This is a genomic window from Thermomonospora catenispora, assembly GCF_006363815.1.
GTDB classification, from domain to species: Bacteria; Actinomycetota; Actinomycetes; order Streptosporangiales; family Streptosporangiaceae; genus Thermomonospora; species Thermomonospora catenispora.
Genome location: NZ_RRYT01000019.1, coordinates 25,389 through 48,725, shown reverse-complemented (window position 1 = coordinate 48,725; position 23,337 = coordinate 25,389). Strand labels below are relative to the sequence as shown.

Here is a 23,337-nt window from a genome sequence, read left to right as displayed (position 1 = left end):
GTTATAGGGATTATTACAGTGCGGGACACGAGTCCTGCAATGTGGGATGCTCCGAGCGCCCGAGGAGGGCAGATGTCCGTCGAGTTCATCGGCATGATCAGGACCGCCGACACCTCCGAGATCCGTCCCCGCACCGGACCGGCGATCGACCCCGACTACACGCGCCGCTTCGCCCAGGCCCACGAGGAGGCCGGCTTCGACCGGGTGCTGATCGGCTACCACTCCTGGGACGCCGACGGCTTCGCGGTGGCGTCCTACGCCGCGGCGCACACCGAGCGGCTGGGCATCCTCCTGGCCCACCGCCCCGGCTTCGTCGCCCCCACCCTGGCCGCCCGCAAGTTCGCCACGCTCGACCGGTTCATCGGCGGCCGGCTCGCCGTGCACGTCATCACCGGCGCCAGCCGGACCGAGCAGCGCCGCGACGGCGACTACCTCGACAAGGCCGAGCGCTACCGCCGCACCGACGAGTACCTCGACATCCTCAAGCGCGTCTGGGCGGCCGAGGAGCCGATCGACCACGACGGCGAGTTCTACCGCTTCGAAGGCGCCTACTCGGAGGTCAAGCCGGTGAACGGGCGCCTGCCGATCTACTTCGGCGGCTCCTCGGCCGACGCCTACCGGGTGGGCGGCAAGCACGCCGACACCTACGCCCTGTGGGGCGAGCCGCTGGCGGAGACCGCCGAGCAGATCGCCTCGGTCAGGGCCCAGGCCGCCGCCCACGGCCGCGACCCCGACGAGATCGGCATCTCGGTGTCCTTCCGCCCCATCCTCGGCCGCACCGACGAGGAGGCGTGGGAGCGGGCGCACCGCATCCTGGACGCCATCACCGCCCGGGGCGGCGCCCGGCCGTACTTCCCGCCCGAGGAGCGCGGCGTCGGCTCCCGCCGGCTGCTGGCCGCCGCCGAGAAGGGCGAACGCCACGACCGCGCCCTGTGGACGGCCCCCGCCAAGGCGACCGGCGCCGCGGGCAACTCCACCGCCCTGGTCGGCAGCCCCGAGACCGTGGCGCAGGCGCTGCTGGACTACATCGACATCGGCGTCACCACGATCCTGATCCGCGGCTTCGAGCCGCTGGAGGACGCGGTCGACTACGGCCGGCGCCTGCTGCCGCTGGTGCGCTCCGAGCTCGCCCGCCGCCGGCCCGCCGAGCGGGCCGCCCGGACGGCGTGACCGCCTTCTCCCGCGGAGGGACGACCATGCCCGGCCGACCGTTGCCCCGCCGGTCCGCGCTGCGCCGGTGCGCCGCCGCGCTGGGCGCGCTCGCGCTCACGGCCGTCACCGCCGCCTGCGGCTCCTCCGGCGCGGCCGGAGGAGCCTCCGGCGACGTCGTGCTGCGGGTCGGCGACCAGACCGGCATGACCCGCTCGAGGCTGGAGACGGCGGGACTGCTGAAGAACCTGCCCTACAAGATCGAATGGTTCCGCTTCGCCGCCGCTGCCGACCTGCACGAGGCGCTGCGCGCGGGCGCGGTGGACGTCGGGGGAGCCGCCGACTCGCCCACGGTCGCCGCGATGGCCTCCGGATCGACGATCAAGGCCGTGGCGGCCTGGAGCAACAGCGGCGCCGGAAGCTACATCCTCGTCCCCGCGGACAGCCCCATCCGCACCTTCGCCGACCTCCGGGGCAAGCGGATCTCCCCCTCCACCCGCGGGAGCATCGCCCACTACCTCGTGCTCGGCGCCCTGCGGCGCGCCGGGCTGAGCGCGGCGGACGTCGAGCTCAACTTCCTCAACCCCGCCGACGCCTACGGGGCCTTCTCCACCGGCAAGATCGACGCCTGGGGCACCTGGGGCGTGTACGCGGCCCGGGCGCGCGGCCAGCTCGGCGCGCGCGTGCTCACCACCGGCCGCGGGCTGACCTCCGGCCTGTACGTGATGAGCGCGACCGACCGGGCGCTGGGCGACGCCGGCAAACGCAGGGCGATCGCCGACTTCAACGACCGCGTCGATCGGGGGTTCGCCTGGGCGGCGCGCGAACCCGACGACTTCATCGCCTGGTACGCCCGCTTCACCAAGCAGACCACCGCCATCGCCGCCCAGGTCCAGCCGGAGGAGGCGGCCTACCGGCGGGTCCCGCTGGACGACCGCCTCATCGCCCAGCTCCAGCAGACCTTCGACACCTGGGTCGGCGCCGGGGTCCTCCACGGACGGCTGGACCTGGCCTCGTACGTGCACCGCGACCTGGAGGGAGCATGACCGTGCCCGCCACCTCCGCCGGCGGTGCGGCCGGCGCCCGCACCGCCCGGCCCGCCGGCACGACGGGTGAGACCGTCGCGACCCCGCCGGCGATCCGCTTCCCCTACCGGACGGTCTCCTGGCTCACCCCGTTCGTCCTGATCGGCCTGTGGGAGGTCGCCGCCCGGACCGGGCTGCTGCCGCCCCAGGTGCTGCCGGCCCCCAGCACGGTGGTGGGCACGGCCGTCCAGCTGACCGCCAGCGGCGAGCTCCCCCGGCACCTGCTGGCCAGCCTGCGCCGGGCCGCGCTGGGCTTCGTCATCGGCGGGAGCATCGGCCTGGCCCTGGGCGTCGCCGTGGGGCTGTCCCGCATCGCCGAGGCCTTCATCGACCGCAGCGTCCAGATGCTCCGCGCCATCCCGTTCCTGGCCATCCTGCCGCTGGTGATCGTCTGGTTCGGGGTGGGCGAGGCCGGGAAGGTCTTCCTGATCGCCAAGGGCAGCGCCTTCCCCCTCTACCTCAACACCGTGCTGGGCATCCGCCAGATCGACGGCAAGCTGCTGGAGATGGGCCGGACCCTCGGCCTGGGACGCGCCGCCCGCATCCGGACGCTGATCCTGCCCGGGGCGCTGCCGTCCATCCTCGGCGGGATGCGCATGTCGCTGACCTACGCCTGGCTGGCCCTGGTGATCGCCGAGACCGTCGGCGCGATGGCCGGCATCGGCTTCCTGGCCACCAACGCCCGCGAGTTCCTCCAAGTGGACGTGATCGTGCTGGTGGTGGTGCTGTACGCGGGCATCGGCATCGCCTGCGACCTGCTCGCCCGCATCCTGGAGCGCCGCCTGCTGAGCTGGCACCCCTCCTACGCCCGCCTCACCGCCTGACCCCTCTCGACCTCTTCTGCCCCGACCTTCGCGCCCCCTCGAACGCAAGGACGACCCATGACGACCCACGGACGGATCACCCGCCGCTTCCTGTTGGCGGCCGCCGGACTGGGCGCGCTGACGGCGCTGACCGGCTGCGCCTCCTCCTCCACCGGCGGCTCGCCCCACAAGGTGCGCCTGACCCACGGCCCCATCTCCGTCCCCAAGATCCGCGGCGAGCTGGACCGCACCCTCAAGGCCCAGGGCGTCGCGGTGGAGTGGATCGGCCCGTTCCCCAACCACGCCCCCACCCTGCAGGCGGTGGCCACCGGCACCGCCGACTTCAGCTTCGGCGGCAGCAGCACCCCCGCCGACCAGGCCATCCTCTCCGGCGCCGACCTGGTCTACGTGGCGTGGGCGGTCTCCACCCCGCGCACCACCGCGATCCTGGCCCGCCCCGGCTCGGGCATCGAGAAGGTCGCCGACCTGGCCGGCCGCACGGTCGCCGTCAACAAGGCCGGGCTGGGCGAGTTCCTGCTGGTGGCGGCGCTGGAGAAGTACCGGGTGCCGCGCGAGGCGGTCAAGGTGCTCTACATGAACCCTCCGGAGGCCTCCACCGCGTTCGCCTCCGGCAAGGTCGACGCCTGGTCGATCTGGCAGGGTTTCCGGGAGATCGCCGAGGTCGAGTACGGGGCCAGGCCGATCTTCGTGGAGGGCGAGGAGCTGGACCGCCAGATCGACTTCCGCACCTACCTGGTGCGGCGCGAGTACGCCGAGAAGCACCCCGACCTCATCCGCAAGGTCATCAAGGCCTACCAGGCCGACACCGAGTGGCAGAACGCCAACTACCGCAAGGCCATCGAGCTGGGCAACGCCGTCTCCAAATACCCCCCGGCCGTGATCGACAAGATCGTCTCCCACGGGGTCGAGGAGAGGCTGTCCTTCATCGACGACGAGGGGATCCGCCAGCTCCAGTACGGCGCCGACTGGCTGACCGAACGCGGCATCCTCACCGGCCGGATCGACATCGCCGACCACGCCGTGAAGCTGTGAGCGGGAGACGGGCCGGGACGCCGGCCGGCGGCGACCTGGCGCTGACCACCGACGTGCTGATCGTCGGCGGCGGGCTGGCGGCCACCTGGGCGGCGCTGGCCGCCGCCCAGGCCGGCGTGCGGGTCGTGCTCGTCGACAAGGGCTACTGCGGCACCAGCGGCGTCACCGCCACCGCCGGCGTCACCCACTGGTTCGTCCCGCCCGAACGGCACCGCCGCGCCGTCGCCGAACGCCACGCCGCCGCGGCCGGGCTGGCCGACCCCGAGTGGGCGCTGCGGGTGCTGCGCACCACCTGGGAGCGGCTGCCGCTGCTGGACCGGCACTACCCGTTCCCCGTCGTGGACGGCGCCGTGGACCGCACCCAGAACGTGCGGGGACCCGAATACCTGCGGGCCATGCGCGGCCTGGTGCGCCGGGCGGGCGTGCGCATCCTCGACCACCACCCCGCCCTGGAGCTGCTGCTGCACCCCGACGGGTCGGTCGCCGGCGCCGCCGGCGTCCGCCGCCGGGCCGGCGGGCGATGGCGGATCCGCGCCGGGGCGGTGCTGTCGGGGATGGAGTTCTCCAACTACTACACCCTCGCCCCCGCCTACTCGACCATGGCGCGGTCGATGTCGTACCTGTTCGGCACCTACGTCGACGCCGACGGGCGGGAGATCGAGCTGCCCGCCGGCCCCGACCGCATCCGCGTCCTGGGCGAGGCGATGCTGCGCGGCCCCGTCCACGCCCGCCTCGACAAGGCCCCCGACTGGGTCCGCCGCACGATCCACGTGGTGCAGCCCAACTTCCTGCTGCCGTTCGCCCGCCGCGGCATCGACCCCTACACCGACCTGTTCCCGGTGACGCTGCTGGGGGAGGGCACCATCCGCGGCGTCGGCGGGCTGGCCCTGGCCGACGAGGACTGCCGGACCCATGTGCCGGGGCTGTTCGCCGCCGGGGACGCGGCCAGCCGCGAGCCCGTCGTCGGCGCCGTCTCCGGCGGCGGCTCCCCCAACTCCGCCTGGGCGGTCTCCTCCGGCACCTGGGCGGGCCGCGCCGCCGCCCGCCTCGCCCGCGCGACGGGCGTGCGCACCGGCCCGGTCCGCCCCGCCGGACAGGTCGGCATCCGCCCCGCGGTCCGCGCCGCCCCCTGCGATGTGGACGCCGTGATCGCCCTCGTGCGGGAGGAGCTCAACGCCTACGACAAGAACATGTTCCGCACCCGCGAGGGCCTGCTGCGGTCGGCGGCGCTGCTGGAGGGCGCCTGGCGGCACCTGCGCGACCACCTCACCGGCACCGGCCGGGAGGCGGTGCGGGCCCGCGAGGCCGCCGCCCTGGTCGCCATGGGCCGCTGGGTGAAGGCCGCGGCGCTGCACCGCACCGAGACGCGCGGCATGCACTGGCGCACCGACCACCCCCGCACCGACCCCGCCCAGACCCGCCGCATCACCGTCGGCGGCCTGGAGGAGGTGCGGGTCGACGCCCCCGCCCGGGAGGAGAACGCATGATCGAGCTGGTGATCGCCTCGCGCTGCATCGCATGCGACATGTGCGTGCGGGTCTGCCCGATGGACGTGTTCGACCCCGTCCCCGACGGCGTCCCCGTCATCGCCCGCCGGGACGACTGCCAGACCTGCTTCATGTGCGAGCTGTACTGCCCCGCCGACGCCCTCTACGTCGACCCCGACTGCCGCGAGCGCGTCCCGATGGACGAGGAACGGATCCTCGCCACCGACTGGCCCGCACAGTACCGGCGCGACTCCGGCTGGGGACGGGCCCGCCGCACCCACCGCAACGAGAGCTGGCGGATGGGGGAGATCTTCGCCGCCGCCCACCGCATCCTCGGCGAGGAGCGACCGTGACCTGGGCCCCCACCACCTCCCACTGGGGCGCCCACCTGGCTCGGCGCACCCCCGCCGGCGGCCTGGAGGTCCGCCCGCACCCCGCCGACCCCGCCCCCTCCCCGCTGCTGGGCAACCTCCCCGACGCCGCGGCGCACCCCACCCGCGTCACCGCCCCCGCGGTGCGCCGTGGCTGGCTGGAGCACGGACCCGGCCCCTCCGCCGGACGCGGCCGGGAGGAGTTCGTGGAGGTCGACTGGGAGCGGGCGCTGGACCTGGTGGCCGGGGAACTGGACCGGGTGCGGCGCGAGCACGGCAACGAGGCGATCTTCGGCGGCTCCTACGGCTGGGCCAGCGCGGGCCGCTTCCACCACGCCCAAAGCCAGCTCCACCGGTTCCTCAACACCATCGGCGGCTACACCGCCTCCCGGGGCTCCTACAGCCTCGGCGCCTCCCTCGTCCTGCTCCCGCACGTGGTGGGGGACGCCGACGCGGTGCTGCGCCGCGCCTCCACCTGGCCGACGATCATCGAGCACACCGACCTGCTGGTGGCCTTCGGCGGGCTGCCCCGCAAGAACGTCGCGGTCACCCCCGGCGGGGTCACCCGCCACACCACCGCGGCCGTCCTGCGCGACCTCGGCCGGAGCGGGGTGGAGGTCGTCTCCGTCAGCCCGCTGCGCGACGACGCCCCGCCGGGCGCCCGGGTGCGCTGGCGCCCGATCCGGCCGGGCACCGACGTGGCGCTCATGCTGGGCCTGGCGCACACCCTGCTGGTGGAAGGCCGCTGCGACCGGGCGTTCCTGGACCGCTGCTGCACCGGGTTCGAGGTCTTCGAACGCTACCTGCTGGGGGAGGGCGACGGCGTCCCCAAGGACGCCCGCTGGGCCGCCGGGATCTGCGGCGTCCCCGCCGCCGACGTCCGCGCCCTGGCCCGCCGCATGACCGAGGGCCGGACGCTGATCACCGTCACCTGGTCGCTGCAGCGCATCGAGCACGGCGAGCAGCCGGTGTGGGCGGGCCTGGCGCTGGCGGCGATGCTCGGCCAGATCGGGCTGCCCGGCGGCGGCTTCGGCCACGGCTACGGCTCCATCGGCGACGTCGGCGACCACGGCCCCCTGCTGCGCCTGCCCACCCTGCCGCAGGGACGCAACCCGGTCTCCGCCTTCATCCCGGTCGCCCGGATCGCCGACATGCTGCTGCACCCGGGCGGCGGCTGCGACTACGACGGCCGGCGCCTGACCTATCCGGACGTCCGGCTGGTGTACTGGGCCGGCGGCAACCCCTTCCACCACCATCAGGACCTGGCCCGGCTGCGCCGGGCGTTCGGCCGGCCGGACACGATCGTGGTGCACGAGCCGTACTGGACGGCCACCGCCCGGCACGCCGACATCGTGCTGCCGGCCACCATCCCCCTGGAACGGGAGGACATCGGCGGCGGACGCCGCGACACCCACCTGATCGCCATGCATCGGGTGCTGCCGCCTTACGGGCAGGCCCGCGACGACTATGCGATCTTCGCGGCGCTGGCCGAGCGGCTCGGCGTCGCCGAGGCGTTCACCGAGGGCCGCACCCCCCGCCGGTGGCTGGAGCATCTCTACCGGACCTGGCGGGAGGAGCTGCGCGCCCAGGGCCACGCCGTCCCCTCTTTCGAGGAGTTCTGGGCGGCGGGGGAGTGCCGGCTGCCGTCCGGCCCCGAGCACGCCACACTGCTGGCGGACTTCCGCGCCGACCCCGAGGCGCATCCGCTGCCCACCCCCAGCGGCCGGATCGAGATCTTCTCCTCGGCGATCGCCGGTTTCGGCTATCCGGACTGCCCCGGCCACCCGGCCTGGCTGCTCCCGACGGAGCGCCCGGACGAGCGGTATCCGCTGCATCTGATCGCCAACCAGCCCGCCACCCGCCTGCACGGCCAGGGCGATGTGGGCGCGCTCAGCCGCTCCGCCAAGGTCGCCGGGCGGGAGCCGCTGCGCATCCACCCCGACGACGCCCGCGAACGCGGCATCGCCGACGGCGACGTCGTCCGGGTGTTCAACGACCGCGGCGCCTGCCTGGCCGGCGCCCGCCTCAGCGAGGAGGTCATGCCGGGGGTGGTCCAGCTGGCCACCGGCGCCTGGTTCGACCCGGTGGACGACCCGGCCCGGCCGGGCGGGGTGCTGTGCGTTCACGGCAACCCCAACGTGCTCACCGCCGACCGCCCCACCTCGCGCCTGGCGCAGGGCTGCACCGGCCAGCACGCCCTCGTGCAGGTCGAGCGGTACACCGGGCCGCTGCCGCCGCTGCGCCACCTGTCCCCGCCGCCGTTGCGCCCTTCGACACCCGAGGAGGACCCCCGTGACCGCTGACATCCAGACCGCAGACCGGGCCGTCACCGAACGGGCGGACTTCGCCGAGACGGTGGCCGCGATCGCCGAACGGGCCGCCGAGCACGACCGCGCCGCCTCCTTCCCGCACGAGGCGTTCCAGGCGCTGCACCGGATCGGGGTGCTCAATCTGACCGTTCCGGCCGAGCTGGGCGGCGGCGGCGCCGCGCTGGCCGAGGCGGTCGAGACGGTCCGGGCGGTCGGCGCCGCCGACCCGTCGGTGGCGCTGGTGCTGGCCATGCACCTGATCGCGCACGCGGGCCTGGGCCGGCCCGACAACCCCTGGCCGCCGGAGGTCCGCCGCACGGTGCAGCGCAGTTCGCTGGAGGGGGTGGCGCTGATCAACGCGCTGCGGGTGGAGCCGGAGCTGGGCACCCCGGCCCGCGGCGGGCTGCCCGCCACCGTCGCCGAGCGCACCGAGGGCGGCTGGTCGCTGCGCGGCCACAAGATCTACTCCACCGGCGCGCCCGGGCTGCGCTGGATGCTGGTGTGGGCGCGCACGGACGACCCCGAGCCGTCGGTGGGGTCGTTCCTGGTCCCCGCCGGCACCCCCGGATACCGGATCGAGCCCACCTGGGACCATCTGGGCATGCGGGCCACCCGCAGCGACGATGTGATCTTCGAGGGGGCCCGCATCCCCGCCGAGTACGCGGTGGACGTGCGGCCGGCGGAGGCGGCCCGTCCCGACGCCCGGACGACGGCCTGGAACGCGCTGCTGATCAGCGCGATCTACGACGGGGTGGCGCGGGCGGCCCGCGACTGGCTGGTCGGCTATCTCAACGAGCGCACCCCGGCCAATCTGGGCAGGCCGCTGGCCGCGCTGCCGCGCTTCCAGACCGCCGTCGGCCGGATCGAGGCGCTGCTGCTGGCCAACGACACGCTGCTGCGCAGCGCCGCACGGCGGGCCGACGAGGGCGACGCCCCCGACGTCGGGCTGGTCAAGCACCTGGTGACCGGCAACGCCGTGCAGGCCGTCGAGTTGGGCATCGGGTTGATCGGCAATCCGGGGCTGTCGCGGCGCAACCCCATCGAGCGGCACTACCGCAACGTGCTGTGCAGCCGCATCCACACCCCGCAGGACGACACCGTGCTGATCTCCGCGGGCACCGCGGCGCTGGCCCGCTGACCGGCCGGCCGGCGGAGGCGCGGGGGCCACACCCCTTTCACCCGCGAGGCCAAGAAGGCGCTGGAGCTGTCCCTGCGTCACGCGATCCGGCTCAAGCACAACTGCATCGGCACCGGGCACATCCTGCTCGGCCTGGTGCACGATGCGGACCAGCCGGCCTGCCGCCTGCTGTGGGAGGCCGGCGCCGACCTCGGCGAACTGCGCGTCGACCTGGAGCGCCGCATCGCCGCCGAGGCCGCCTGAGCGCCGCCGCACCGGGCGGGCTCCGCCGGGGCGGACGGCGTCGGGCCCGCGAGGGCCGGGCGACCCCGCCCCGCGCGAGTTCCTCCGCGATCACCCGTCGTGACCGTCCGCCGCGACCTGGCGCCGCGCCCCTCCGTCGTGCTCTTCCGTCGTCTCCCTCCGTCGCGGTCGGCCGACGCCGTCCTCCGGCGGGACGCCCGCCCGGAACGGGCCGACGCCGCGCTTCGACCGGCGGCCGGCGACCGCGTTCGCCCGCGACGGGGCCGGTCGCGTTGCGCGGCGCCGCCTCGCCCTGATATCCGGTGACTCGCCCTTCCCGGATCGGCCGCGCCGGGCGGTGACCCAACGGCACCATGGATGGACGATCCGTGCGTCCCGAAATAACCTACTTTTCAGGGTGGATTTAAATGAAGGTGGTGTTCGTCCTGCGGATCGGTCCCACGCCAGCGGGAGCGGACCAGGGGATGCCGTGATCGGCGTGCAAGGGAGTGCACCATGATCGACGAGCTCCGGTACACCTGCGGTCCGATGCCCACCGCGACGGCCCTGGCCGCACGGGCCGGGCTGCTGGAGGCCGAGTTCAGTCAGGGCGAGCCCCCGCTGCGCCGCCTGCCGGACCCCGCCCACCGCCGGCCGCCCGGCCGGCGCGGCGGACACGACCCGGCCGGACTGATCCGCGAGGGCGGCAACGTCTTCGCCCTGTGGACCCGCGCCCGCGGCGCCCCCACCCGCCTGGTGGCCCTCTCCTGGGGACGGCAGTACCAGGCGGTCCTGGCCCGCCCGGGCTCGGGCATCACCGCCCCGGCGGACCTGGCCGGACGCACCGTCGGCGTGCCCTGCTCGCCGGGCCGGCGGGCGGACGTGCCGGGCGCGGCGGCGCTGCGCGGGTTCGAACGCGCCCTGCACACGGCCGGGCTGGGCCTGTCGGACGTGCGCGTGCTGGAGATCCCCGACGGCGCCGCGGACGGGCCGGACGCCGAGGATCATCGGGCCGTCGCCGCCGCCCTGGCCGACGGCACGGTCGACGCCGTCTGGGTGCGGGGGAGCGCCGGGGAGGCGGTGCGGCGCGCGCTGGGCGCGGTCGAGGTCGCCGCGCTCGGCGACCATCCCGACCCGTTCGTCCGCGCCGGCGACGGGACGCCGACCCTGATCACCGTGCACGCCGGACTGCTGGAGGAACGACCGGACCTGGTGGCCCGCTATCTGGCGGTGCTGCTGCGCGCCACGCGCGGCGCGGGGGTGGCGGCCCTGGATCTGGTGCCCGGCCTGGACGGCGACCGGCTGGCCGTGCTCGCCGAGCAGAGCGCCTTCCTGGAGCTGCACGGCTTCATCGACGGCCATGTCGACCTGGGGCTCTGGACCGACCCCCGCCCGTTGCAGTGCGCCTGGGAGCTGGCCGCCGAATCCCGGCCCGCCTTCCCGTCGGAACGGGACCTGTGCTGAGCGGGCCCGGCGGAGGCGCCCGGAACGGCTGAGGGCCCTCAAGGGCGGCCGGAGAGGCCGGGGGAGCGGGAGCGCGTCCGGAAGGGGCGGACGTGCGAGGCGCGGCCGGAACCCGGAGCGGCCGGAACGACCGCGACGGCCGGGCCGATCAGGGGCATGGGGGCCGGGCCGATCAGGGGCATCGGGGGCCGAAGCCCTCCGGCGGCCGGGCCGGCGCCGTGAGGACCTCCTCTCGACAAAAACCTAGTAATTAAGTAGGTTTTGCCTGGAATTGGGATCTCCGTGGAGGGGAACCGTCGTGCCCGCGTCCCTGGATCGTTCCGCGGCCGCCCCGGCCGCCGTCTCCCTGCACGGGCTGCGCCGCGTCTTCGGCGCCCGCACCGTGCTCGGCGGCATCGACCTGCAGATCGAGGCCGGGCAGATCATCGCCCTGGTCGGCCCCTCCGGCTGCGGCAAATCCACCGTGCTGCGGCTGCTGGCCGGACTCGACCGCCCCACCTCCGGCACCGTCCTCATCGACGGACGCCCCGTCGACGGCATCGACCCCCGCTGCGCGGTGGTGTTCCAAGAACCCCGGCTGATGCCCTGGCGCACCCTGGCCCGCAACGTCGCACTGGGCCTGCCCCCCGGCACCCCCCGCGCCGAAGGCCGGGCCGAGGTGCTGCGCTGGCTGGAGCTGGTCGGCCTGGCCGACTTCGCCGACCACCGGCCCCGCCAGGTCTCCGGCGGCATGGCCCAGCGCGCCGCCCTCGCCCGCGCCCTGGTCCGGCGACCCGGCGTGCTGCTGCTGGACGAGCCCTTCGCCGCCCTGGACGCGCTCACCCGGCTGCGCATGCAGGACCTGCTGGACGACCTGCAACGCCGCGAAGGCACCACGGTGGTGCTGGTCACCCACGACGTGGACGAGGCCGTCCAGCTCGCCGACCGCATCGTGCTGCTGCGACCCGCCGACGACGGCTCGGGGGCGGTCGTCGGCGCCGACCTGCAGGTGCCCGCCGCCCGGCCGCGCGACCGGGCGGACCCCTCCCTGGTGCCGCTGCGCGCCGACCTGCTCGCCCGGCTCGGCGTCCCCCGCCGGGCCGCCGCCCTCGACACCGAAAGGGTCCGATGAGAAAGCCCCGCACGCTCGTGGCCGTCGCGGCCGCCGCGTTGACGTTCCTGACCACGGGCTGCGTCGCCGGCGAGGACGCCGGCGGCGCGACGGGAGGGAACCCCGGAGACGGCCGGCGGCTGCGCCTGGACTACGCCTACTACAACTTCGCCAGCCTGGTGATCCGCGACCGGCGGTGGCTGGAGGACGAACTGAAGGACACCAAGATCACCTGGGTGCTGTCGGCGGGCAGCAACAAGGCCAACGAGAACCTCCGCGCCGACGCCATCGACATCGGCTCCACCGCCGGAGCGGCCGCCCTGCTCGCCCGCGCCAACGGCACCCCCATCAAGACGATCGCGGTGTTCGCCCGACCGGAATGGACCGCCCTGGTCGTCCCCGCAGGCTCGCCGATCGCCTCGCTCACCGACCTCAAGGGCAAGAAGGTCGCCGCCACCAAGGGCACCGACCCCTACTTCTTCCTGCTGCAATCGCTGCAGACCGCCGGACTGACCGGCAAGGACGTGCAGGTCGTCAACCTCCAGCACGCCGACGGCAAGACCGCCCTGGAACGCGGCTCCGTCGACGCCTGGGCGGGCCTGGACCCCTACATGGCCCAGACCGAGCAGGAGGCCGGCTCCACACTGCTGTACCGCAACCCCGGCTTCAACACCTACGGGGTGCTCAACGCCCGCGAGGAATTCCTCGCCGAGCATCCCGACCTGGCCCAGACGGTGCTGAACGCCTACGGCCGCGCCGCCCGCTGGATCAGGGAACACCCCCGGGAGACCGCCGAACTGCTGGCCCGCGAGGCCAAGATCCCCCTGCCCGTCGCCAAGGCCGAACTGGAGCGCACCTCCTTCGACGTCTCGGCCGTCCCCGGCGCCGACCAGCGCACCGTGCTGGAACGGATCGCCCCGATCCTCGTCGCCGACGGCGACGTCAAGTCCGAACAGGCCGTGCGGCAGGCGCTGGACTCGCTGTTCGAGCCGCGCTTCGCCCAGGCGCAGAACCCGCCCCAGGCGTCATGACCCTCGCCGAAACCCCCGCCCAGGCCCCGCCGGAGGAACCGCGCCCCGCCGCGCCCGGCCGCGGCCGGGCCTGGGCCCGCCTCGCCGCGGGACTGATCCCGCCGCTGATCCTGCTGGGGGTCTGGCAGCTGGTCGCCGCCTCGGGGGCGTACTCCACCGCCCAGCTGCCGCCGCCCGCCGACGTGGCCGCCGGGCTGGGCGAGCTGATCGAACGCGGCGAACTGTGGCGGCACATCGCCATCAGCGTCCAGCGGGTGCTGCTGGGATACGCGGCCGGCGCCGCCTGCGGCCTGGCGCTGGGCGCCCTGGTCGGCCTGTCGGCCCCGGCCCGGGCGCTGCTGGCCCCCACCGTGCAGGCGCTGCGCACGGTGCCGTCGCTGGCCTGGGTGCCGCTGCTGCTGCTGTGGATGGGCATCGGCGAGGCCCCCAAGCAGACCCTGGTGGCCATCGGCGCGTTCTTCCCCGTCTACACCACCACCGCCGCCGCGCTCGCCCACGTCGACCCCCAGCTGGTCGAACTGGGCCGCGCCTACGGGCTGCGCGGCGTCGGGCTGCTGACGAAGGTGCTGCTCCCGGCGGCGGCCCCCTCGGTGGTCAACGGGCTGCGGCTGGGACTGGCCCAAGGCTGGCTGTTCCTGGTGGCCGCCGAGCTGATCGCCTCCTCGATGGGGCTGGGGTTCGTGCTCATCGACAGCCAGAACACCGGCCGCACCGACCTGATGCTGCTGGCCATCGCGCTGCTGGCGCTGCTGGGCAAGACCAGCGACGCGGCGCTGGGCCTCCTGGAGCGCCGCGTGGTGCGCGGCCGGACCTGACCCGGACCCGACCCCGCGTCGCCGGGCCCCGGCACGGCGGGTCCGGCGCGGCCCGCCCCGGCGGACCGCTCCCCATGCCGGATCCGCCCGCCATGGGGGGATGGTCGCCCCTAGGCTGGGCGGGTCGCGACGCGGTCGGTCGGAGGCAAGGACGGGCATGACGGAACCGTTGCAGGAAGGCGACCCCGAACGGCTCGGACGGTATCGCCTGCTGGGGAGGCTCGGACGCGGCGGCATGGGCACCGTCTACCTCGCCGCCGACGAGACGGGCCGGAAGGTCGCCGTCAAGGTGATCAACCCCGAGGCGGCGGACGTCCCGCAGTTCCGCGAGCGCTTCCGCCGGGAGGTGGCGGCGGCCCGCCGGGTGCGCCGCTTCTGCACCGCGCCGATCGTGGACGCCGCGCTGACCGAACCCCCCTGGTACGTGGTGACCGAGTACGTGCCCGGGCCGACCCTGCAGGAGGCGGTCGCCGAGTCCGGCCCGCTGCACGGCGCGGACCTGGAGGGCCTGGCCGTCGGCATCGCGACCGCCCTGTCGGCCATCCACGAGGCCGGCCTGGTGCACCGCGACCTCAAACCCTCCAACGTGCTGCTGTCCCCGGTCGGCCCCCGCGTGATCGACTTCGGCATCGCCCGCGCCCTGGACGAGCACACCGCGATGACCCGCACCGGCCAACTGGTCGGCACCCCCGCCTACCTGGCGCCCGAACTCATCACCGGCGGCGAGGTCACCCCCGCCGCCGACGTGTTCTCCTGGGGGTGCGTGGTCGCCTTCGCCGGAACGGGCCGCACCCCGTTCGGAGGCCGCAGCGTTCCGGAGATCCTGCACCGGGTGGCCTACGACCCCCCGAACCTGGACGGACTGGACCCGGCGCTGCTGCCCCTGGTGAGCAGCGCCCTCACCAAGGACCCCGCCCGGCGCCCCTCCGTCCCCGACCTGCTGGCCGCCCTCACCGGCCGCGCCCCCGCCGAGCCCTCGCCTGCCGCGGACCCGCCCCCTCCCGCCGAGCCCTCGCCACCCACTGAGCCCCCGTTCGCCGCAGGCCCGGCCCCCTCCCCAGGCCTTGCGTCCTCCGCGGACCTGACCCCTCCGGCCTCGGCCCCTTTCACAGGCTCCGCGCCTTCCACCGAACCCTCGTCCCCCGGTCAGCCGCCCCGCGACGCCGCCGGCCCGACGCCGCCCTCCCCGGACGGGCCGTCCGCGCCTCCCCGGCGCCCGGAGGGCGCCGCCCCTCCGCCCTTCGGGACGCCTCCCGCCGGCCCGGGCGCCGTTCACAGGGGAGGCAGGTCGCCCCTCATGACGCTGAGCGTCGTCGCCGTGCTCGCCGTCCTGCTCGTCACCGGGGCCTTCACCGCCCGCGTCGTCCTCCACGCCTCCTCCGGCAAGGCGCCGCCCCCCGCCGCCACCGCGTCTTCCCCCGCCTCCACCGCGTCGGACGCCCGTTCACCCCGGACCGGAGAGCACCCTGCCGCGCCCTCCCCGTCCGCCACCGATGCGGCGAAGGCGGCCACCGACGTGGTGGATCCACGGCTGCACGGCACCTGGGAGGGCGAGATCGTCCAGGAGAGCCGTCCGCAGGCCCGCTACGAGGTCACCTTCGTCCTCACCGAACGCGGCCGCAACGACCGGGTCGGCCAAGCGACCTACCCCGAGCTGGGCTGCATCGGCGGCCTCACGCTCACCACCGCCTCCCCGGGCCGGCTGGTCGTCGAGCAACGGCTCACCGAGGGCATGGGCCCGTGCGGCGTCTTCGTGGACATCACCTTCACCCTCCTCGACGACGGCTCCCTCCACTGCTCCTTCCGGGGCTTCAACTACGCCGCCGAGGGCGTCCTCCGCAAGACCGAGAGCTGACGGCGAGACCGAGGGCCGACGGCGCTCACCCGCCCATGATCGGCAGGGTGATCCACGAGGGCCGGGCGGCGTCGTGGAAGACCGTCTGCTCGGCCCGCTCGGCGGCCGGATTGCGGTCGAAGCGCGGGAAGTTGGAGGAGGCGATCTCCACCCGGATCCGATGCCCCGCCCGGAACGTCAGGCTGGTGGCCGCCAGATCGATCTCATGCCGCAGCCGGCCGCCGGGGGAGCGCACGATGCCGTCGATCACGCTCATCGCCCGCCCGTCCGGATGCACGTCCACCAGCTTGGCCGTCCAGTCGCTCCCGGAGGCCGCCGAGGTGGCGGCGTGCAACACCACCTCCAGCGGCCCGGTCACCTCCACGTCCCGCTCCAGCACGGGCGTGGTGAAGCACAGCACGTCCGGCCGCTCCTCCACCGCCCGCTGATCCCGGGGACCGACGTTGACCGGGTCGGGCAGCAGCAGCGGCCCGCCGCAGGTGGGCACCGGGTCGTTTGGATCGTGCACGAAACGGGACGGCTCGGCGTCGGCCGCCGGGGCCTCGGGCGACAGCAGCCCCCCGGAGTGCAGGTAGTACCGCGTGGGCACGACCCCGGGCGGCGGCCAGGACTCGGCCTCCCGCCAGGCGTTGACGCCCATGGTGAAGTACTTGACCTTCGGGCCCTCGGTGCGCCCGGTCAGGAAGGCGATCTGCTCGGCCTCCAGCATCACCGCCTGCGCCGAGGCGCCGAAACCGAAGTTCAGCTCCCCGACGCCGGCCTCCTGGGACAGGTGCGTCCACGGCCCGATGATCAGCCGGCCGCCGGGGATGCGCCGGAAGTTCTCCAGGGTGCCGCGCAGGAACACGTCGAACCACCCGGCGGTGTGCAGCACCGGCACCTCGATCCGGTCGTGGCGCAGCGTCTCGGCCAGCCCCTCCCAGTACTCGTCCCGCTCGGGATGGTCCACCCAGTCGCGCCAGAAGGGGAACGCCTGCGACACCCCGGGCATGTCCCGGAGCGGCAGCGTCCGCAGGGCGGAGTCGGGGTCGGCCAGCACCGGCAGCAGCGCCCCGAACCGGTCGCCGGCGTCCTCCCCGCCCGCCGCCGCGTGCAGCGCGCCGAGCATCCCCTGCAGGGCGCCCCAGTGGAACGCCGACCCCAGCGCGAACGCGCCCCCGTGGTACTTCAGCCCGTCATAGAAGTCGTACGGGGTCATCGCGGCCGCCACGGCCTTCAGCGCCGGGGGCCGCCGGGAGGCCAGCTGCAGCGCGCACCCGGCCAGATACGAGGTGCCCGCGGCCACCACCTCGCCGTTGGACCACGGCTGGGAGACGATCCACTCGACGGTGTCCACCCCGTCGCGTCCCTCGTCCACCCACGGGGCGAACTCCCCGTCGCTGCTGCCCCGTCCCCGGCAGTGCTGCAGCACCACCGCCAGCCCCGCGTGCAGGTAGGGGACGATCGGCACCCGGCGGAACAGCGGCTCCCCGTAGGGGTTGCGCACCAGCACCGTGCGGTGGGGGCCGCCCTCGGCGGGCCGGTGCACGTCGGCGCGCAGGATCGTCCCGTCGCGCATCTCGATCGGCTGGTCCAGCACCGTGACGACCGGCACGGCGGGACGGTTCAGCTCGGTCACGGGCGCGGCCTCCTCGGGGGCGGGGGATCAGGTCAAGGTGAAGGCGTCGTAGACGACCGCGTTCGGCTCGCGCCGCCCGGTGCCGACCGCCAGGGTGCGACCGAGCCACGCGTAGTCGGGCGAGCCGGTCTCGAACCGGATGAACAACCGGAAGTAGTACTCGGCCGGGTCGACGTCCTCCCCGGCGGCCAGCCGCGCCATCACCTCCGGAGGCCCGTGCCGCACCCCCTGGGTCTGGATGTACAGCAGGGCCCCGTCGTGGGTGCGCAGGGTGTAGCGGGTGTCGATGCTGGCGCTCCCGTCCTCGTGGACGACCTGCCAGTCCGCGCCGCCGGGCAGCACCTCGCCGTTCAACCGCGGTCCGCTGAACGACCCGCCGACGATGCCGATCACCCGCCGGTCGCCCCACCGCGTCCGTCCGACGTGCAGGACGGGGGCCAGCTCGACCCGGAACGTGGCCAGCGGCTGGAGCTCCATCTCGTTCCCCTCGTCCGGGCCTGACAGACTCTATGCACAATCGCTACGGCTGCAAAGATTATGCGTCAAGTCCCTTTCGGGCACTACCGTCCGGAGACGGCCGATTTCGCGGATGCCGGGGAGAGGCCTTCCCGAAAGGCGGGGAGCGGCACCTCCTACGGGTTCCGCCGCAGAACCCGGCGGGCGACGCCGGCCGGACGACCGGAGCGGGCCCGGCGCGCGCCGCCTCAGCGGACGACGCCCGCAGCACCCGTCCCACCGGACGACGCCGTGGCCGCTCGATCTCCGGCCGGCGCCTCCGCATCCGGCAGGACGGCGCCGCTCTCGCAGGCCGCCCGCGGACGGATGACCCGTGGCGCCGATCGGTCGGTTCCGTCCCCGGGCCCCGGCCGAAGGCTCACGGCACCGGGCGGGTGAAGCGTTGGGGCTCCTCCAGCAGGAGATGGGCGCCGTCGAGATCGGCCAGCCGGGCCGCCAGGGTGGCCTCGGCGAGATGCCGGGGGAGGGCGGTGGAGAACTTCAACCCGTCGAGGGCCTTGCCGTCGACCTCCGGCAGGCACAGCCGTTCCCGGGCGGCGTCCCGGGCGGCCCGCCACATCTGCGGAGTGAGGTCGGTGCGCAGCCGGACGAAGTAGGGGTCCACCCGTTGGGAGACATCGGTCACCGACCCCAGTGACGCCTTGAGGGCCGCTGCTCCCGGTCGCGACCTCGTAGACCGCCCACGAAGACGACGGATTGAAGAGGCCTGATGCGGCTGACCTCCGCCCGGCACAAGGAAGCCGCCGGGCGGAGGCGGCAGCCGCGCACTCATCTCACGGATCGCGGTCAGGAGCCCGGAACACGTTCTCGTTATGCCATTCCAGGAACTTCCGGCTCGGGCGGTCGGCACGACGCTCGGGCACGGAGATATGCCGGCCGGACCGTTCGTAGAACCAATCGCCGTTGCCGAACTCCTCCCGCAGACGCGGACTCACCAAGAGCCGATAGTCGGGGTCCACGCTCAGATACCCTCGGTCGAACAGCGTGTGGACGTCCGAACGAAGCAGCAGGCCGTTGTCGATCCTGTGGTCGCCGCCCTGGGACAGCGGACGTATGTGTGCGGCTTGGAGCGCTGGTCTTATCTTGCTTCCGGTGATGGCGCATCGGTGCCCGTAGGCATGCTGCACGACGGCCTTGAAGGCTTGTTGGCCGAGACGTTGGGGGACCAGCCGCGGATCGCCGTAGACCGGTCCGGAGCGGTGCCACGGCTCGCTGAAGTCAATCTCTACGCGGCGGTCGAGGAGCCGTGCAAGAAGCCCTTCGAAGTATGAGGCAACCGGGCTGGTAGGCGGGCTGGCAGACAGGTCATAGCCTTTCCCCTGAACGATGTTGGAAGCGAAATCCGGGGGAGGTGCCGCCAGCTGACCTTCTGGAAAGAAACGCGGGTCGCGGATCAGGATGCATCCGATCACCGGATCCTCATGCGGACTGATCGGCTCCCTGCGATAGATCTTTATTCTCTCCCGCATCGCGGCCAGGCTCTCGACTCCGTTGCCTTCGCCGAAGAGCTCCCACGCCTCTGATATACGAAGCTTGGCGAACCCGCTGTAAAAACCACCGCCGACCACGGAGTTCTCTGGATAATGACTCTTGAAGAAGAACGGCTCGCCGGGCTGGAGAACTCTGAAGGACTGCTTGCCGGACGGACGCCAGAAGTTGATCTCGCTCAGTTCAGGGCGCGAGGACAGGAACCGGTACCACTCACCGTCTGTAACACCAACGTAGGCCTTCACGTCATGTGATTGTGCACCTTTCGTCAAGATGAGAGGTGGCGGTGATCGAGCTGTTGCGGAGAACGGCCTGACGAAATCAATAGGCCGGCCCGGCTGCATGCAGTGGTCTGGAGGGAAAGGCTGTTCGAGGGGTGACATCTGTTGGCGTGGAAGGAGCCTGCAAAAGCCAACCGTCAGAGCGGTCGGTGGAGGGTGCCCAGCGGGTCGGCTGGCCTTGAGGGGTTTGGTCGGGGCGGTCGGGCGGTCAGCCCTGCAGAGCCGCACACGTAGGCTTGAGGTCAGCCCCAAAGAGGGTCGGCAAAGAAGCCCATCCGGTTCGTCAGAGGCGGTCTAGAGACCGTGATGCGCCGCGTGCTTGCTTCATGCAAGTGCCGTTCAGACTCTTTCGATCCTGACTGCATTGGCCAGGGTGTGTCATCCGGAGGCATCTCACCGGTCTACATGGATTTCAAAAAGAGACGTTTGTTGTGTTCGTTCGTCCCGAGAAAATAAATGTCCTGGCAAGGGTTCCGGGAGCGTTTTGCTGTCGGGTGGTCGTGCCTGCCGGACTCAACGCCTGTCAGCGTGCGCCGAACGCCTCGGTCGGGATCCTCGGCATTTCGCCATTGCGTTCCCAAGGTCTCAGGCCGTTATCTCGCGGGATGCGCGCAGGTTTCATAAGGCTGCCGTCGGCGGAGCGGAGAGCAGGGTCACGCTGCTTCGGTGCGCTGTCCGGCGCCTTCTGTTCTCTGGGTGGCCGCCGTTGGCGTTCGGTGAAGTCGGAGGTCGTATTTGCCGGACTTGGTGTCCGTCAGTGGCATGCAGAACATGCCAGGGGAGAATCTGAGTGCTCCGTCGCCGGGGTCCTTGGAGTCCTAGGCGGCCGCCTCGTGGCGGGTACGCGCCGACTCGACGCACGTCGCCCCGCCGTTTCCGCTGTGGCTGGTATGTGCCAGTGCGTCACTGCGTCCATTTTTCAGCCGCCTTTGCCGAAAGCGCGATCGGCTGATTCGCCGGGAGAGCTTCTGCACGGAGTGTTTCCCGGTTCGCTTCATGGCGGCCGCGTCTTCTGGGCGCTCCAGGACGTCGCCGTTGAACGCATCGTCCACATAGGCGTATTCGCTGCCGTTCATCGCGGCTACGGCGAAGCCGCCGGCCAGGCCGGGGTCAGCGGCGGCTCATGCCACAGGGCGGGGGTCGCCTCCTCGCTCTCCCGCCGGCGCCCCATGCGCCCCGGCGGCGGCTCGTTCTGAACGAGCTCCTCCCGCATCCGGGTGAACAGCCCGCCGGTCCCCAGGATGCCTTCGGCCCTCGCCGGGTGGTTCGGCTGCGGAATGCGCCGCCCCGACTCCCATGCGCGCACCAGCGACTCGGACACGAACACTGATTGCTCTGGTTCGTCCCGGCTCATTCCTTTTGTCTCACGTGCTCGCCCAATCTCCCTAGCAAGGAACGGTCGGGGCGTCATGCGGTTCGCCGTCATCGGGGCGCACTTCCGCGTACACATTGCCGGGAGGGCTTGTCGAGGCGGGGTGCACGCGTTCGGTGTCCTCAGGGGTAAGTCGCAACGCCACTCTTGACGAGGGAAATCAACAGCTCGTGAAGAAGGGACAATGGCATGATCATTTCTGGCGGCGTGCCGAGGCCCTGGCGTCGCGACCTCGGCCGGTGCCTTGACCGGACCACCCCGGCCGCATATCCCGCACGCCTTGCACGATCGTCGTTCCCCGACGGTCTCATTCCGTCCCGCCGCTCACGCCGACCGCGGACGACCTTCATCGCCTCGCCGCAGCTCCCGCCTCATTCGCATGTCCCGACCCCGCTCCACCGGGCCGCCGCCCCGCCGCGTTCGGCGTCCGTTCCGCGTCCCGCCTTCTGCGCACTTCCGCGCCCGGCCTCCGCCTCGTTCCACCGGAGCGGGACGCCCCGGCGCATCCCGGCGACGGCCGCTCCGGGCGGAGCGGTCACGACGGGCGAGCGGCCATGACGACGCCCCAGAAGCCCGGCGTCCGCGCCCCCGGACCTCCCGCCCGTCCCGCCCGACCCCCGGGCGGCGGAACCCGGGGCCTGACCGAGCGGCCCGCCCCTTCACCGCCCGACGAGGACCGGTCCGGCCCCGCCCCGCTTGACGCCGGGGAACCCTCCCGCCCGCCCGGCCCCTCTCCTCAGGCCGAGCCACCGCACCCCGGCGGCCACCCCCCGGCGTCCGCGTCCCCACCCCGGCGGCTCGAGCCGCCCCACGCCCTCGAGCACGCCGCCGAACTCGCGGTCTTCATCCGCTACCTGCAGGCCGTCATCAACGTCTACGGACCGTGGACCACCTCCCAGGTGGTCCACGCCCGCGAACGCGGCTTCGCCTGCGATCGCATCGCCAAGGCCCACGACCTCCTGGCCAGGCTTCTCGACCACTCCCACCGGCCGCCCGCCGAACAGGAGCCGTCCGATGACCCCACCCCGTGACGCCCGCGCCCCGCGGACCACCGGTCCGCCATGCGCCGCCCGCACCGCTCCGGCCATCGCCCCCCACCGTTCACCCACCGCCCGGAAAGGAGACCGATGCCGCTGCCCGTCGCCGTCCCCGCGCACGCCGAGCCGGTTCCGTCCATGTGCTGGCGGCGCACCTTTCCCGGCCAGGACGTCCAGGTCCGCGCCGCCCGCGCCTTCGTCGCCCGCCTGCTGGCCGGCTTCCCGGCCCTGGACGATGTGCTGCTGGTGCTGAACGAGCTGGCCGCCAACGCCCTGCGCCACACCCGCTCCGGTAAGGCCGGCGGCCGCTTCACCGTCGAGATCCGTCGCGCCCCCGACGAGGTGACCGTCTCGGTCACCGACCAGGGCGGCCCCACCGAGCCGCGCATGCGCCCCCTCGCCGACTCCGACGACCCGGACGCTCTGGCCGAGTCCGGCCGCGGCCTGCTCACCGTCGCCGCCCTCGCCGCCTCCTGGTCGTGGACCGGAACCCCCGCCTCCCGCACCGTCCACGCCGTCTTCACCGCCCCGGCCACCGCCTGACCGGCGCCTCCCCCCGGCCGCGGAACGGGCGAGCCGACCGTCGGCGAACGGCCGTGCCCTGGGGCGGGCCGCCCCCCGGCGAGACGACGGTCGTCCCGGCCCATGGCCTTCGGCCGCAGAGACCTACACCAGTGAGAGGCCCTTCAGAGGCGGACTGTCCCGCCTCCACAGGCGGACGGCGCCGTTGCTGCAGGCGGTGGCGAGGACCCCGTCGCGGTTGAAGGCGACCGAGGTGACGTCGCTGTCGTGCTGGAGGGGGTCTCCGATCCGCCCGCCGTTGCCGACGTCCCACAGCCGGACGGTCTCGTCGTTGCCGCCGGTGGCGAGGATCCTCCCGTCGGGGCTGAAGGCGAGCGCTCCGACGCTCTCGGCGTGGCCGGGAAGGGGAGCGTCCTCGCGGGTGAGGACATGCCAGGTGACCGGCACGGCCGCGGCGAGGCCGACGACCCCGAAGGCGGTGAGGACGGCGCGGCGGGACGGGCGTCGCGGCCTGGCGGCCGGGCCGAAGGCGCCGCGGGACAGGGCGGGCTCGGTGGCGGGAGGAAGCGACATGGTGGCCGGGCCGGCCAGGGCGGACAGGGCGGCGGCCGTGTCGGCCGCGGTGGGGCGC

22 protein-coding genes and 1 pseudogene are annotated in these 23,337 nt (G+C 73.7%); 16 read left to right on the top strand and 7 right to left on the bottom strand.

What is annotated here, in order from left to right:
* Positions 1-72: 72 nt before the first annotated feature.
* The 14 genes and pseudogenes from EIO00_RS15825 to EIO00_RS24820 all read left to right on the top strand — a co-directional run bounded on the left by EIO00_RS15825 (position 73) and on the right by EIO00_RS24820 (position 15,872).
* Positions 73-1,170 carry an LLM class flavin-dependent oxidoreductase gene (locus tag EIO00_RS15825; protein ID WP_140179704.1) on the top strand — a complete coding sequence of 366 codons (1,098 nt, stop codon included), beginning with the start codon at positions 73-75 and terminating at the stop codon, positions 1,168-1,170.
* A 26-nt stretch (positions 1,171-1,196) separates the two neighbouring features.
* Positions 1,197-2,195, top strand: a complete 999-nt coding sequence (locus EIO00_RS15820; protein ID WP_140179702.1) for an ABC transporter substrate-binding protein — start codon at positions 1,197-1,199, stop codon at positions 2,193-2,195.
* Entirely contained in the window at positions 2,192-3,058 is an 867-nt protein-coding gene (locus EIO00_RS15815) for an ABC transporter permease subunit (RefSeq protein ID WP_140179700.1), read from the top strand. Before EIO00_RS15820 ends, EIO00_RS15815 begins: the two co-directional genes overlap by 4 nt.
* Positions 3,059-3,115: 57 nt before the next feature.
* Positions 3,116-4,090, top strand: a complete 975-nt coding sequence (locus EIO00_RS15810; protein ID WP_140179698.1) for an NrtA/SsuA/CpmA family ABC transporter substrate-binding protein — start codon at positions 3,116-3,118, stop codon at positions 4,088-4,090.
* Positions 4,087-5,577, top strand: coding sequence for an FAD-dependent oxidoreductase (locus EIO00_RS15805; RefSeq protein ID WP_140179696.1), 1,491 nt, complete (start codon positions 4,087-4,089; stop codon positions 5,575-5,577). Before EIO00_RS15810 ends, EIO00_RS15805 begins: the two co-directional genes overlap by 4 nt.
* Complete coding sequence (locus tag EIO00_RS15800) at positions 5,574-5,930, top strand: 4Fe-4S dicluster domain-containing protein (RefSeq protein WP_140179695.1); 357 nt, start codon at positions 5,574-5,576, stop codon at positions 5,928-5,930. The genes EIO00_RS15805 and EIO00_RS15800 overlap by 4 nt, the downstream gene beginning before the upstream one ends.
* Positions 5,927-8,251 carry a molybdopterin-dependent oxidoreductase gene (locus EIO00_RS15795; RefSeq protein ID WP_140179693.1) on the top strand — a complete coding sequence of 775 codons (2,325 nt, stop codon included), beginning with the start codon at positions 5,927-5,929 and terminating at the stop codon, positions 8,249-8,251. Before EIO00_RS15800 ends, EIO00_RS15795 begins: the two co-directional genes overlap by 4 nt.
* A complete protein-coding gene (locus tag EIO00_RS15790; RefSeq protein WP_140179691.1) occupies positions 8,241-9,395 on the top strand; it encodes an acyl-CoA dehydrogenase family protein in 1,155 nt (384 codons plus the stop codon). Before EIO00_RS15795 ends, EIO00_RS15790 begins: the two co-directional genes overlap by 11 nt.
* A gap of 48 nt (positions 9,396-9,443) precedes the next feature.
* Positions 9,444-9,638, top strand: a pseudogene (locus EIO00_RS25260) (Clp protease N-terminal domain-containing protein); the annotation flags it as partial.
* Between the two features lie 495 nt (positions 9,639-10,133).
* Complete coding sequence (locus EIO00_RS15780) at positions 10,134-11,081, top strand: ABC transporter substrate-binding protein (RefSeq protein WP_140179687.1); 948 nt, start codon at positions 10,134-10,136, stop codon at positions 11,079-11,081.
* A 298-nt stretch (positions 11,082-11,379) separates the two neighbouring features.
* The gene (locus tag EIO00_RS15775) at positions 11,380-12,192 is read left to right on the top strand and encodes an ABC transporter ATP-binding protein (protein ID WP_241661379.1); all 813 of its coding nucleotides are present in this window, start codon (positions 11,380-11,382) and stop codon (positions 12,190-12,192) included.
* Positions 12,189-13,202: an aliphatic sulfonate ABC transporter substrate-binding protein gene (locus EIO00_RS15770; protein ID WP_140179685.1), complete on the top strand. Its 1,014-nt coding sequence runs from the start codon at positions 12,189-12,191 to the stop codon at positions 13,200-13,202. Before EIO00_RS15775 ends, EIO00_RS15770 begins: the two co-directional genes overlap by 4 nt.
* Positions 13,199-14,017, top strand: coding sequence for an ABC transporter permease (locus EIO00_RS15765; RefSeq protein ID WP_140179683.1), 819 nt, complete (start codon positions 13,199-13,201; stop codon positions 14,015-14,017). Before EIO00_RS15770 ends, EIO00_RS15765 begins: the two co-directional genes overlap by 4 nt.
* 157 nt (positions 14,018-14,174) lie before the next feature.
* Positions 14,175-15,872 carry a serine/threonine-protein kinase gene (locus tag EIO00_RS24820; RefSeq protein WP_206664155.1) on the top strand — a complete coding sequence of 566 codons (1,698 nt, stop codon included), beginning with the start codon at positions 14,175-14,177 and terminating at the stop codon, positions 15,870-15,872.
* A 25-nt stretch (positions 15,873-15,897) separates the two neighbouring features.
* On the opposite strand, the gene EIO00_RS15755 is transcribed toward EIO00_RS24820, so the two are convergent.
* From EIO00_RS15755 to EIO00_RS15730, 6 genes are all read right to left on the bottom strand, one after another.
* Positions 15,898-17,490, bottom strand: a complete 1,593-nt coding sequence (locus EIO00_RS15755; protein WP_140179681.1) for a CocE/NonD family hydrolase — start codon at positions 17,488-17,490, stop codon at positions 15,898-15,900.
* A 27-nt stretch (positions 17,491-17,517) separates the two neighbouring features.
* Positions 17,518-17,967 carry a DUF3237 domain-containing protein gene (locus EIO00_RS15750; protein ID WP_140179679.1) on the bottom strand — a complete coding sequence of 150 codons (450 nt, stop codon included), beginning with the start codon at positions 17,965-17,967 and terminating at the stop codon, positions 17,518-17,520.
* 397 nt (positions 17,968-18,364) lie between these two features.
* Complete coding sequence (locus tag EIO00_RS15745; RefSeq protein ID WP_140179677.1) at positions 18,365-18,631, bottom strand: hypothetical protein; 267 nt, start codon at positions 18,629-18,631, stop codon at positions 18,365-18,367.
* Positions 18,632-18,779: 148 nt separating this feature from the next.
* On the bottom strand, positions 18,780-19,739 hold the full coding sequence (locus EIO00_RS15740) for an HNH endonuclease (protein ID WP_140179676.1): 960 nt from the start codon (positions 19,737-19,739) through the stop codon (positions 18,780-18,782).
* 854 nt (positions 19,740-20,593) lie between these two features.
* The gene (locus tag EIO00_RS24565) at positions 20,594-20,851 is read right to left on the bottom strand and encodes a hypothetical protein (RefSeq protein ID WP_175596242.1); all 258 of its coding nucleotides are present in this window, start codon (positions 20,849-20,851) and stop codon (positions 20,594-20,596) included.
* A 5-nt stretch (positions 20,852-20,856) separates the two neighbouring features.
* On the bottom strand, positions 20,857-21,096 hold the full coding sequence (locus EIO00_RS15730; RefSeq protein WP_140179674.1) for a helix-turn-helix domain-containing protein: 240 nt from the start codon (positions 21,094-21,096) through the stop codon (positions 20,857-20,859).
* Positions 21,097-21,701: 605 nt separating this feature from the next.
* Between EIO00_RS15730 and EIO00_RS15725 the strand changes: the two genes are divergently transcribed.
* A complete protein-coding gene (locus EIO00_RS15725; RefSeq protein ID WP_140179672.1) occupies positions 21,702-22,178 on the top strand; it encodes a hypothetical protein in 477 nt (158 codons plus the stop codon).
* 96 nt (positions 22,179-22,274) lie between these two features.
* Positions 22,275-22,727: an ATP-binding protein gene (locus EIO00_RS15720; protein WP_140179670.1), complete on the top strand. Its 453-nt coding sequence runs from the start codon at positions 22,275-22,277 to the stop codon at positions 22,725-22,727.
* Between the two features lie 123 nt (positions 22,728-22,850).
* Here the strand turns inward: EIO00_RS15720 and EIO00_RS25995 are convergent, their stop codons facing one another.
* A complete protein-coding gene (locus EIO00_RS25995) occupies positions 22,851-23,279 on the bottom strand; it encodes a WD40 repeat domain-containing protein (RefSeq protein ID WP_479681610.1) in 429 nt (142 codons plus the stop codon).
* Between the last annotated feature and the right edge of the window lie 58 nt (positions 23,280-23,337).